Source organism: Polaromonas sp. YR568, assembly GCF_943369675.1.
In the GTDB taxonomy this organism is placed as follows: Bacteria; Pseudomonadota; Gammaproteobacteria; order Burkholderiales; family Burkholderiaceae_C; genus Polaromonas.
This window is the reverse complement of the sequence record NZ_CALROB020000021.1, coordinates 1-12,315: the sequence shown is the minus strand read 5'-3', so window position 1 is coordinate 12,315 and position 12,315 is coordinate 1. Positions and strand designations below refer to the sequence as shown.

Annotated in this window: 8 protein-coding genes and 1 other RNA gene; 2 read left to right on the top strand and 7 right to left on the bottom strand. The window is 67.3% G+C overall.

Annotated elements, in window-relative coordinates:
* Nucleotides 1–27: 27 nt before the first annotated feature.
* Nucleotides 28–1,182 (top strand): acyl-CoA dehydrogenase family protein, encoded by a 1,155-nt coding sequence (locus tag ACLV8F_RS12885; RefSeq protein WP_411884609.1) that lies wholly within the window; start codon nt 28–30, stop codon nt 1,180–1,182.
* The gene (locus ACLV8F_RS12880; RefSeq protein ID WP_411884608.1) at nt 1,179–2,417 is read left to right on the top strand and encodes an FAD-dependent oxidoreductase; all 1,239 of its coding nucleotides are present in this window, start codon (nt 1,179–1,181) and stop codon (nt 2,415–2,417) included. The genes ACLV8F_RS12885 and ACLV8F_RS12880 overlap by 4 nt, the downstream gene beginning before the upstream one ends.
* On the opposite strand, the gene ACLV8F_RS12875 is transcribed toward ACLV8F_RS12880, so the two are convergent.
* The 7 genes from ACLV8F_RS12875 to ACLV8F_RS12845 all read right to left on the bottom strand — a co-directional run.
* Nucleotides 2,407–4,014 (bottom strand): NAD(P)-binding protein, encoded by a 1,608-nt coding sequence (locus ACLV8F_RS12875; protein WP_411884607.1) that lies wholly within the window; start codon nt 4,012–4,014, stop codon nt 2,407–2,409. The genes ACLV8F_RS12880 and ACLV8F_RS12875 overlap by 11 nt on opposite strands.
* Nucleotides 4,015–4,135: 121 nt before the next feature.
* On the bottom strand, nt 4,136–5,683 hold the full coding sequence (locus ACLV8F_RS12870) for a polyamine aminopropyltransferase (RefSeq protein ID WP_411884606.1): 1,548 nt from the start codon (nt 5,681–5,683) through the stop codon (nt 4,136–4,138).
* 55 nt (nt 5,684–5,738) lie between these two features.
* A non-coding RNA gene (locus ACLV8F_RS12865) (sX9 sRNA) lies at nt 5,739–5,813 on the bottom strand.
* Nucleotides 5,814–5,872: 59 nt separating this feature from the next.
* Nucleotides 5,873–6,094: a DUF350 domain-containing protein gene (locus tag ACLV8F_RS12860; protein WP_411880148.1), complete on the bottom strand. Its 222-nt coding sequence runs from the start codon at nt 6,092–6,094 to the stop codon at nt 5,873–5,875.
* Nucleotides 6,095–6,148: 54 nt separating this feature from the next.
* The gene (locus ACLV8F_RS12855) at nt 6,149–7,666 is read right to left on the bottom strand and encodes a DUF4178 domain-containing protein (RefSeq protein ID WP_411884605.1); all 1,518 of its coding nucleotides are present in this window, start codon (nt 7,664–7,666) and stop codon (nt 6,149–6,151) included.
* Nucleotides 7,667–7,704: 38 nt separating this feature from the next.
* The gene (locus ACLV8F_RS12850) at nt 7,705–8,739 is read right to left on the bottom strand and encodes an SPFH domain-containing protein (protein WP_411884604.1); all 1,035 of its coding nucleotides are present in this window, start codon (nt 8,737–8,739) and stop codon (nt 7,705–7,707) included.
* 163 nt (nt 8,740–8,902) lie between these two features.
* Nucleotides 8,903–12,315: beta strand repeat-containing protein (locus ACLV8F_RS12845; protein WP_411884603.1), on the bottom strand; the 3,413-nt coding region annotated here is incomplete at its 5' end.

The window sequence follows — 12,315 nt, the reverse complement described above, 5'->3', positions numbered from 1 at the left end:
ACGGTCGGAGAAAAACCGGGAGTTGTAATGGAAGTTCTTGAACGCACCGCGGCATCACCCGCCATCGCGGAAACCGGCGACACCCTCACGGGAGAAGCACTGGTCGCCGCCGTGCGCGCGCTGGCCGACGGCCCGCTGGCCGAGCTGGCGGACGACATAGACCGCCGCGGCATTTACCCCAAGTCCATCCTGCAGCGCCTGGGCGAGCTGGGCGCGCTGCAGGCGCACATCGCCGACGGGGCCAGGCCCGCGGACTACGGCCTGGCGATACGCGCCATGACCGAGGTGTCGCGCGTCTGCGGCGCCACCGGTTTCATGGTGTGGTGCCATGCGGTGTGCGGTGTGTACATGGAGCAATCCGGCAACCCCGCGCTGACGGGCGAGCGCCTGGCCCTGCACAACCAGGGCCAGACGCTGGGCGCCACCGGCATGTCCAACCCGATGAAAACATTCGCCGGCATCGAGACCTTGCTGCTGCATGCGCGCAAGGTGGCGGGCGGCTATTGCGTCAGCGGCACGCTGCCCTGGGTCAGCAACCTCGGGCCCGACCACTACTTCGGCGCGGTGGCCGACGTGGAAGCGGCCGCCGGCGAAATCATGTTCATCGTGCACTGCGACGCGCCCGGCGTGGAGCTGCGCAACTGCCCGTCGTTTTCGGCGATGGAAGGCACCAACACCTGGGCGGTGCGGCTGACCGATTATTTCGTCGGCGAGCAGGACCTGGTCGCCGACCCGGTACGGCCCTTCATAGGCCGCATACGCGCCGCCTTCATCCTGCTGCAGACCGGCATGGGCCTGGGCGTGGCGCAAGGCGCGATCGACTCGATGTGGAAGGTGGAGCGGCAGCTCGGCCACGTCAATGAATTCCTGGAAGACCGGCCGGACGAACTCCAGGCGGAGCTCGACGACCTGACGGCGCGCATCATGGGCCTGGCCCTGACACCCTTCGGCGCCGAACGCGAGTTCCTGGTCGACGTGCTCGATGCGCGCGCGCATGCCTCCGAACTCGCGCTGCGCGCCGCGCAGTCGGCCTTGCTGCACCAGGGCGCGCGCGGCTACCTGATGACCTCGGACGTGCAGCGCCGGGTGCGCGAATCGCACTTCGTCGCCATCGTCACGCCGGCCCTCAAGCACCTGCGCAAGGAGATTGCGCGCCTGTCGGCCCAGGAGCAGCCGCAATGAGCATGCCGGTCGCCGCGTGGAATCTTTTCATTTGCAAGGCTTGCGGCCTGGTCTATGACGAGGAAAAAGGCGACGCCGACAGCGGCCTGGCTGCCGGCACGCGCTTTGCCGACATCCCCGAGGACTGGGCCTGCCCGCTGTGCGGCGTGAGCAAGGCCGACTTCGAACCCTATGTGATGGAAGAAGCGCCGCTGCGCGACGCGCGGCGCGGCGCTTCGGCCCGACCCTCATCGGCACGCCGCGATGCCGGCACCGTCATCGTCGGCGCCGGCCGCGCCGGCTGGCAGATGGCGCAAAGCCTGCGCGCGCGCGACCCGGCGATGCCGATCACGCTGGTCACAAGCTGCAGCGGCGACGTTTACGACAAGCCCATGCTGTCGGTCGCAATGGCGCGGCGGATGGCGCCGGCCGGCCTGGCCCGCGAAAGCGGCGCGGCCGCAGCGCGCCGGCTCGGCGTGCGGCTGCTGGCGCAGACCCAGGCCCTGCGCATCCTGCCGCAGTCGCGCCAGCTGCGCACGAACCGCGGCGCGCTGCGCTACCGCCACCTGGTGCTCGCGCATGGCGCCGAGGCACGCCGCCTGCCGCAGTTGCCGCCGGCGCTGTGCTGGCACATCAACCACCTGTCGGCCTATACCGCCTTTCGCGCGGCGCTGGGCGAAGGGCAGCCGCGCCGCATTGCGATCGTCGGCGCGGGCCTGATCGGCTGCGAACTCGCCAACGACCTCGCGCTGGCCGGCCACCAGGTCACCTTGCTCGATGTGGCGCAGCGGCCGCTCGCCTCATGCCTGGACGAAGAACAGTCGGGCCAGTTGCTCCAGGCCTGGGCCGGCTTGCCGCTGGCTTTTGCCGGCGGCGTGCAGGTCGAAAGTGTCGCCATCGACAAGGAGGAGGGAACGCTCAAACGCATCACCACCGCCTGCGGCCAGGTGTTCCGCGTCGACCACATCATCGTCGCGGCCGGGCTGCAGACACCGAACCGGCTCGCGCTGAGCGCCGGCCTGGCGTGGAACAACGGCATCGCGGTGCAGCCGCAATCCCTTGCCACCAGCGTCGAGGGCATACACGCGCTCGGCGACTGCATCTCGGTCGATGGGCAGGTCAGCCGGTTTATCGAGCCGATTGCGCGGCAGGCACAGACGCTGGCCGCCAGCATTCTCGGCCGGGCGGACCAGCCCTATGAACAGGTGCGCGTTCCGTTGCGGATCAAGACCGGCTCCTTGCCGTTTACGCTGTGAGCGCCACGGCCAGCCGCGCGGCGCGTGAATGGCCGTGGGTAAAGGCCTCTTCAAACACCGAATAGCCCGACAGATCGCCGTGCGCGAAATGCAGCCGCTGCCACGGCGCCGGCAACGGTTTTTGCAGCGCCTGCAGGGCCGCGCTGCTTCGGATGCCGGGCACCGGCGTGCTCATCGCATGGCCATAGCGCATGACCTCCATGCGCGTGACCTTGCCGGGCAGGTCGGGGTGCGGCACCGAGAGTTCGGCCAGCACGCTGTCGCGCCAATGCGTCCAGGCTTGCTCATACAAGGCCTTGCGCCCGGCCGCTTCGATGCCGAAGGCGCGGTAGTAGGTGAGCACGGTCGCACCGGGCACGGCCTGCAAGCTCTGGTGCGTCGCGTCGACATAACCCAGCCCCGCGCCGTCGCCGTAGATCACGTTGTCCCAGCTGGGCGCGGCGCCGGGCCTGTCGTGCAGGGCTGAATCAATGTGCAGGTTGGCGACCAGCCAGGGCGCGTAGCGCAGCTGGCCGGCGGCTTCGCGCAGCGCGGGGGGCGGGCTTTCCACCACACGCGCGGCGACGAACAGCGGCAGGGCGAGGATGCAGTGATCGGCCTGCCAGCGCTCCACGGACTGCGTGGCCGCGTTGAAGGCGTCGACTTCCACGCCGTGGCGGCCCGCGGCGACGCGGACCACGACGCGGCCGGTATGCAGGCGTTCGCCCAGCGGCGCGGCCAGCTGACGCGTCAGCCAGCCGTTGCCTTCGGGCCAGGTGAGCACGCCGCCGTCGCGGTCGGCCGAAGGCGGCTCACCCGGCGCCTGGAAGCCGTGGCGGCTGGCGAAGTAGTGAATGCCGGCCCAGGCCGAGACGGTGTCCAGGCCCGCGCCGTAATCGTCGCGGCAGCAGTAGTCGAGGTACCAGCGCAGCGGCGCGCGCGTGAGTTCCTGCCGGTCCAGCCAGGCGGCAAAGGTCAGGCCGTCCAGCGCGCGGTGCGGCGCCGGTGCACTGCCCGAAAGCGGAATGGAAAAAGGCGCGGCGGCCGAGGCCTGCTGCACGAGGCGGGCAAAACGCTGGTAGTCGGCCAACAGCGCAACGTCCATGTCCTGCAGGGGCAGCAGGCCTTCCTGCCATTGGCCATGGATGAACAAGCGCTCCTGCGGGCTATGGCACAGGTGGCGCTCGTCGTATTCCCAGCGGCCGGCCACACGCCGGCGCAGCGACAGTTCTTCAAGCAAATCCTGCACGTCGCGCGCGCTGTCTCCAGGCACCGGCAGGTAATGCGCGCCCAGCGGGCAAGGCAGGCCGCCGACCGCGCCCGCGCGGCTGTTGCCGCCGGCGCTGTCTTCGAGCTCCAGCATCGCAAAATCGTCCATGCCGCGCAGGCGCAGCGCGCGGGCCGCCGCCAGGCCGGCGACACCGCCGCCCGCGATCAGCACGCGGGTGCGCCGCGTGACGGAAGGGGCGGGCCAGGCGCGGGTTTCGCCTTTGGCCGATGGACGCAAGGTGTGGCCGCGTTCATGGCTCACGCCGATAAAGCCGCCTTCGATGTGCCGGGTCTCCTTGCAGCCCAGCAACGGCAACGCGGACACCGCCAGAAAATCGCGCCGCTTCATGGTCTTGCTCCTTCCCCCACTGGGGGAAGGCTGGGATGGGGGCTGCCGGCGATGGTGACGCCGCTAGCCCTCACCCCCACCCTCTCCCGGAGGGAGAGGGAGTAAAGACCTGAACGCCGCTTCAACGCAGCACCTTGCCCCACTCCTGCTCGTAGCTGTGCACCAGCTCCTGGTTGGAGAGCCGGTTGACGGGCGCCGGCACGCGCGCCATGTCGAGCGGGAAATCAAACAGCAGCGGCAGGGTTTGCGCATCCAGGAAGCGCAAGCCGGGCGGCAGGCTGCCTGTTTGCGTTGTCGGGCTGAAGGGCCTGCGGCTGGCGACCACAAAGCCCCATTCGCCGAAGCTGGGCACGTTGGCGTGGTAGGGCGCGGCTTTCAGGCCCACGGCCTCCAGCGTGCTGACCACGGTCCAGAAACTGCGGCGCGCCACCAGCGGCGAGGTGGTCTGGATCACCGCGTAACCGCTGGCCGACAGGTGCCGGTCCAGCAGCGCATAAAACGAGTTGGTGTAGAGCTTGCCGATGGAAAAGTTGGTCGGGTCGGGGAAGTCGACAACGATGACGTCGAAAACATCCACGCTTTTGTCCAGCCACTGGAAGGCGTCGGCATTCACCACATGCACCTTGGGCGACAGCAGCGCGTCGCCGTTGAGGCGTTTGAGGTCCGGCTGCTGGCTGAACAGGTTTGTCATGGCCGGGTCCAGTTCGACCAGCGTGACGCTTTCGACGCTGGGGTACTTGAGGATTTCACGCACCGCCATGCCGTCGCCGCCGCCCAGCACGGCGATTTTTTTCGGCGCGCCGTGCGCGCTCATCACCGGGTGCACCAGCGCTTCGTGGTAACGGTATTCGTCGCGCTCGGCGAACTGCAGGTTGCCGTTGAGGAACAGCCGGTGGCCGCCGCGGCCGTTGGTCACCACGATGCGCTGGTAGGGCGTGGTGGCGGTGAAGACCACACGGTCCTGGTAGAAGTGGTCTTCGGCCAGCGTCGTGATCTGGTTGGCGCCCGCAAAGCCGGCGCCCAGCGCGGCAAGAACCCCAAAACAGGCGACGGCATGCGCCTTCAGGTGCCGCAGTTCATGCCGGAACAGCCACAAAGCCCATACCGCGACGGCCGCGTTCATGAGGCCGAACAGCAGGCCGGTGCGTATCAACCCCAGCTGCGGCACCAGCACCAGCGGAAACGCCAGCGACACCGCCAGCGCGCCCAGGTAGTCGAAGGTCAGCACCTGCGAGACCAGCTCCTTGAGCGCCACGTTGCGCCGCAGGATGCGCATCACCAGCGGAATCTCCAGTCCCACCAGCGTGCCCACCAGCAGCACCATGGCGTACAGCAAAAAACGGAAGGCACCGGGCACATAGGCATTCGCCAGGAACAGCACGGCCGGCAAGGCGCCGCCCACCAGCGCCACCATCAATTCAATCCGCAAAAAATGCGCCGGCAACTGCCGTTCGAAAAACCGCGACAGCCAGGAGCCTATGCCCATGGCAAACAGGTAGCTGCCGATGATGGTCGAGAACTGCAGCACCGAATCACCGAGCAGGTAAGACGCCAGCGCCCCCGCCGCGAGCTCATACACCAGCCCGCAGGCCGCCACGACAAAGACGCTGGCCAGCAGCGCGACCTCAAGAGGGCGCGGGGTGGGGGGAATAGATGACTCAGTGTTCAAAACGAAACCGAAGGTGAAAGTAAAACGCGATGCGAAGCGAGCCAGTCAAAACGACGGCGCCCAGGGCGTAGCGAGCGGGCCGCGGGCAAGGCGGACGGAGCGGACGAACCGGAACGTACTTCAGGTACGTGAGGATTCGGAGCACCGGACCAACGCCGCCCCCGGTCCGCGCAGTAGCCCCGAAAGGACCTACCCGTGGATGGCGGCGGCTACTATCACGCAGATGCCCAACGCCATCGCGGCTACGACAACCGCCAGCGCCATATTCTGCTTCTCGACGATCTCCTGCCACAGGTCGTAAGGCGTCATCTTGTCGATGATGACAAAACTCAGCCAGAAGATGATCACGCCGATCAGCGCGAACAGTATTGAGCCGAGGAATGCGGCGGGTTTAAGCCATTCAAGTCCCATGATGGTCTCCAGAAAAAGTCTGCCAGGTTGAATAGAAACCAGAAGAGGCCGCGTTCACTTGTGGCCGCCCCCGCCGGAAAAACCTCCGAACGAGCCGCCCGAACTGCGCGAGCTGCTGGACGAGGAACAATTTTCGATCTTCGGGTCGCAGCTTGAGCAGCGGCCGATCATGAAAAGAAACAGCAGGACCAGCAGCACCACCACGATGATGGTGCCGCAACCCATGCCGGCCGAACTGCTCAGCGGTTTGGCGTCTTCGCGCTTGAACAGTTCTTTCTTGCCGTCGAGCTTGAAAGCCTTGGCGACGAGTTCGCCGTCCAGCTTGCTGCCGCTGGACCAGGTGATCTCGTTCGGCGCTTCTTCCTGCGACAGCAGGGCGCTGCCGCTGGCGAAGTCGCGGTTGAACGTTTTTTGCCCGCGCTGGACCTGCCAGTAGAACTCGCCGGCCACATAACTGGTTTCGGCGCGGTAACTGCTTTGCAGCGGGTAGTTCGTCTTGAGGTAAACGGCGCTTTTTTCGCCGGGCTTGAAGATGGGCGCGCCGGTGACGGGCTTGACCATGCTCCAGCCGTCTTCGGCATCGACCAGGAAGCTAAACCCGCGCTTCTGGTTGAAGAGCAGGTACTCATCCCAGCCGAAGTGCTCATCGGGATCGTCGGGCTCGTAGCCCATGCGGTGCTGGAAGCCCACCACCTGCCACTGCGCGCCCGACAGCTGGCCCGTGCTGCCCAGCGCGATCAGCGGGCTGACGGGCTCGTCCTGGATGGCGTGTTTGAGCGCGGCGCCCGTGCCCTGCGTGAGGTCGATGATGCTGTTGCAGGAACGGCAGGTGATGCTTTTGCTGCCGGCCAGCGTGACCTCGACCGGCGCGCCGCAGTTGGGGCAGCTGAACTGCCTGCCGATTTCGTTCTTGGCGGATTCGTCCTTCAGGCCGCTGAGCTTGAGGTCTTCCAGCAGCACGGCCCGCCCCAGCGACAGCGCGGGCGCGCCGCCGCCGGCCTCCGCGCCGTAGTCGATGCTGAGCACCTCGCCGTCGGCGCTGCGCAGCTCCACCATCGCAAAAGGCGCGCCCAGCGCCGGCAGGCGCGGCAGCTCGCCCTGGGCCGACAGCAGCGAGACACGCTCGTTGGACGCCACGCTGAAAGGCTTGGCGTTGATGGCGGTGGTGGCGCCCACGCGAAAATTTTCGGCCGGCGGCACGGCCCGCTGCAAGCTGGTGGGCAGGCCGAACACATAGGCGCCGTTGTCTTCGGCCAGGAAGGCGGTCTTGCCGTCGTCCAGCACGGCGTACCACTCGGTCCAGGTGCCCTGCGCGTACTGGTATTGCAGCCGGCCGACCAGCGTGAACTTGCGGCCTTGCCAGACGCCCGAGGCCTGCAGCTGCAGCGGGCTGAAATCGTTGAACAGCTCGGCCATCTTGCCGATGCGCGACAGCGTGTCGCCGTCGCGCACGACCGTGCTCTGGCAATACGCGCAGACCGCGTGCGTGGACTGCGCGCTGCGAAATTCAACGGGCGCGCCGCAGCCGGGACACGGCGCGCGGTAGGCGCGTTGCTGGGGCTCGGATGCCAAGATGGGCGGTCAGTGAACGATGCGCGGCGGAACCGGCATCAAACGAGTTTCTTGAGCAGCTCGGCCTTCTTGGCGTCGAACTCTTCCTGCGTGAGGATGCCCTTGGCCTTGAGTTCGCCCAATTTTTCGAGCGTGGCCATGACGTCGTCGGGCTTCACGGTGGCAGCCGCCGCGGCGGCGGCCTGGGCCGGGTTGCCCTGCAGGCCTTGCTGCAGGTTTTGCGCCAGCACCTGGCCCAGCGCGACACCGGCGCCCAGGCCCATGGCGTCGCCGGCAATGCCGCCGCCACCGCCCGCGCCTTCGGCGAATTTGGGAATCGCCTGCGCCGTCTGGTACTGCATGAACTTGCCCATGTCGTTGCCGACCATGCCCATGCCGATTTTCTGGTCGAGGATTTTTTGCAGTTCTTCGGGCAGCGAGACGTTCTGCACCGTCATGCCTTCGAGCTTCAGGCCAATCTTCGCGAACTCCGGCGTGAGCTGCGCCACCAGCGCCTGCGCGAAGGCCAGCTGGTTGGCGGCCAGGTCCAGGAAGGCGATGTCGCTGGAGGCGATGGCGTTGGAGATGTTCTGCAGCACCAGGCCGCGCAGCTGGCCGTCGAGCTCGTCCGTGGTGTAGCGCTCGCGCGTGCCGGAAATTTCAGTGTGGAAGAGCTTGGGGTCGGCGACGCGGAAGTTGTAGTTGCCGAAGGCGCGCAGGCGAACGGCGCCGAAGTCCTTGTCGCGGATGGTGATGGGCTGGGGCGTGCCCCACTTCTGGTCGATCTGCTGGCGCGTGCTGAAGAAATAGACGTCGCTCTTGAAGGGCGATTCAAACAGCTTGTCCCAGTTCTTGAGGTAGGTCAGGACCGGGATCGTCTGCGTGGTCAGCTTGTACATGCCGGGGCCGAACACGTCGGCGACCTTGCCCTCGTTGACGAAGACCGCCATCTGCGACTCGCGCACGGTGAGCGAGGCGCCGTACTGGATCTCCATGTCGGCCATCGGGAAACGCCAGGCCAGTGTGCCCTCATCGGCCTCGGTCCACTGGATGATGTCGATGAACTGTTTCTTGATGAAGTCCATTAATGCCATGGCGCGCTCCCTTTGATGTGAGTTGTCGGCCACATGATACCCGCCGGAAATGGCGCCCGGACCGGTGAAGGCCCTGTCCGCAAAAACAGACAGGACCCAGGCGAATACCGGTCAAGCGGCCCGTATCGGCCCCGGCCTGCCCGCAGCGCCTGCGCCGGGCGGCTCAGGGCGCAGTGGCGCCGGGCGCGCCGGGCGCGCCGGGTGCAGCGGGAAAGCCCGCCACGCTGAAGGGGGGCGCATCCGCCGCACCGGGTTGCGCCTGCGTGCGCTGCACGCCGGCCGCGCGGCGGAAGGCACGTTCGCGCACCTCTTCAGGATCCAGCACGGGCAGCGCCGTGCCGGCGGCGATACGGCTGTCGCCGGTACGCTCGGCCATATTGGCCGGCGCCGCCGTGATGCTGGCCCTGGCGGCGGCCGTGTTGTTCAGCAGCACGTAGTTGCCGGCGTCCGCGCCGGACAGCGTGATGCCGCTGATGCCGACGGCCTTGCCCTTGCCGACGCCCGGCGTGTCGAAGTTGCCGGTCGCGCCGCCTACCGTCAACACGTCCGCGCCTATGCGGCCCGCAAACGCCGCGCCGCCTGAGGCCAGCGTGGCGGCCGTGGTGCCGTCCTGCATCTTGTCGGCGGCGGTGATGCCGCTGACATTGGCGATGGTGGCCGGCGTGATATTGGCCGTGGTGGTGGTGGCGGTGTTGACGCTGTAGTTGCCGGCGTCGGCGCCGGTGATGCCTATGCCGCCCACGTTGACCGTCTTGCCGGTGCCGGCGTTCTTGTCGGCAAAATTCGCGGCCGTGTTGCTGGCGGTGAGCACGTCACCCACCAGGCGGTTGTCGGCCAGCGTGACACCGGCATTGGTGTTGCCGTCGTAGACCTTGTTGGTTCCGGTGGCACTGACCGTGAGGGCGCGTTGCGTGACGGTGCCGATGTTGCCGGCGACGGTGCCGCCGCCAGACACCTGGTAACCGTACACCGTGGTGGCGCCGTTGGAGGCGGTGGCGGTGACGCCGGATACGCTGACCGTCTTGCCTGTGCCGGCGTTCTTGTTGTCGTAGCTGCCGGCGGCCGGGTTATTAAGGACGATGTTGTCCCCATCGATCCAGCCGGAGGTGCTGTAGTTAGCGGCGGACAATGTGGCGTTCGTATTCCCGTCATAAACCTTGGCCACCGTGCCGATGAGCCCGGCGGTAATGGTCGGCGCCACGGAATGGACAAAGCCATTGCCTGTGCCCAGGAGGGCGCTGCCATATGTCGCGTTGTACTGCTTGAACGCTGCAACCAGCCCGCCTTTGACATCCGAGACGGGACTGCTTGAATAGACCAGCCAGCGCCCGGACGGCGTTGACAGTGCCCCGGCGCCCGCGTTGTTGATGAAGTTGCCGCTGGTCGTCAGCACGATGGCGTCGCCGCTGCCGCTTGCGTTGATGTTGCCGTTGAGCACGAGGTTGCCTGCCAGCGCCCGCGCGGTCAGGCTGCTTGCCGACACCGTGCCGAGCGCCAGGGCACCGGCGTTGACGACGCTGGCCGCGCCGGACGTCGAGATGGAAAGGTTGCCGGCGAAGTTGTTCGACGCGTTGCTGGCCGTGATGGCGCCGCCGCCGCTGCTGGCCAGCGTGACGTTGTTTCCGGTCACCTGGCCTGTATAGGTCTGCGCGCCGCTGGTGGTCAGCGTGTTGCCTGTGCCGAAGGCAACCAGGCCCGCGCTCGACACCGAGGCGACGGTGTCGCTGAAGCTGTTGAGGTCCAGCGTGGCGCCGGCCAGGACGTTGACGGCAGATGCGGCGCCTATCGTGTTGGCGGCGCCTAGCTTCAGCGTGCCGGCGTTGACGGAGGTGGCGCCCGTGTAGGTGTTCATGCCCGACAGCGTGAGCTGCGAGGTGGCGCTGTTCTGCGCGACCCCCGTCACATTGGCGCCGATGACCTTGCTGATGGTGCTGCCGCCCGCGCCCGTTCCGCTGTTGCTTACGGTGCCGGTGTTGTTCACCGCTCCGGCGCCCGACAGCGTGATGGTCCCGGCGCCCGTGGTGTTGAGCGCCAGGTTCCCGGTACCGGTCACCGCGCCGCTCAAGGTGAGGTTGCTGGCAGCCGGCGCAACCCGCAAGTCGTGGCTGTTGAGGGTGACCGCGCCGCTGAAGGTGCTGTTCGCGCTGGAAGTGATGCTGGCCACGCCGGTGTTGCCCGCGGCCACGTTGATCGCGTTGGTATGCGTGGAACCGCCGCTGAGTGTGGCATTGGCGCTGCCGCTGCTGTCGCCCAGCGTGATCGCGCCCGTGCCGAAGGCAGTTGCCGCGGTGCCCGACACCGTGCCGGCCTTGATGGTGGTTCCGCCGGTGAAGGTGTTCGCGCCCGACAGTGTCAATTGCGACGTGGCGCTGTTCTGCACGACGCCCGTGACGCTGGTGCCTATCACCTTGCTGATGGTGCTGCCGCCCGCGCCCGTTCCGCTGTTGGTCACGGTGCCGGTGTTGTTGACCGTCGTGCCCGACAGCGTGACGCCGTTGGCGACCACGCTGTTGTTGTTGAGCACCAGGTTACCGGTGCCGTTCACGCCGCCGGAAACAGCGAGTACCGCGGTACCGCCGGCGTTGCTGTTGGTCAGGGTGGTTCCCGCACCGTTGACGGTGAGCGCGCCGGTCACGTTCAGTGCCGACGTCGTGCTGTTTTCGGTGATGGCCGTGACGTTGGAGCCCACCGCCGCGCTGATCAGGGTCGCGCCCGTTCCGGTGCCGCTGTTGGTGATCGTGCCGCTGTTGTTCACGGCGGCGCCCGACAGGGTCAGGCCGCTGACCGTGGTGCTGTTGTTGTTGAGTGAGAGGTTGCCCGTTCCGGTGACGCCGCCGCTCAGGGTGAGGCTCGTGCCGGCGCGGGTCAGCTTCAGGTCATGGTTGTTGAGGGTGACGGCGCCGCTAAAAACGCTGTTGGCGCTGGAGGTGATGCCGGCCACGCCGGTATTTCCTGCCGCCACGCTGATGGCATTGGCATACGTCGCGGCAACGCCGCCGTTGAGCGTGGTGTTGGCGCTGCCGCTGCTGTCGCCCAGCGTGATCGTGCCCGTGCCGAACGCCGCGGCGTTGGTGCCCGACACCGTGCCGGCCTTGATGGTCGTTCCGCCGGCATAGGTGTTCGCGCCCGACAGCGTCAGCTGCGAGGTGGCGCTGTTTTGCACCACGCCGGTGACGTTGGCGCCTATCACCTTGCTGATCACCGCCGCGCCGGTGCCGGTGCCGCTGTTGGTGATGGTGCCAATGTTGTTCACGGTGGTCGGGGTGCCTGAAAGGGTCACGCCGCCGGCCGTTGCACCGTTGTTGTTGAGGGACAGGTTGCCCGTGCCGGTGACGCCGCCGCTCAGCGTGAGGGTGTTGGCCGACGCGGCGACCACCAGGTCATGGTTGTTGAGTGTGACCGCGCCGGTAAAGGTGCTGTTCACGCCGGAGGTGATGCTGGCCACGCCGGTGTTGCCCGCGGCCACGTTGATAGCGTTGGTGTGCGTCACGGCGCCGCCGCCGTTGAGCGTCGCGTTGGCGCTGCCGCTGCTGTCGCCCAGCGTGATCGCGCCGGTGCCGAACGCGGACGCCACGG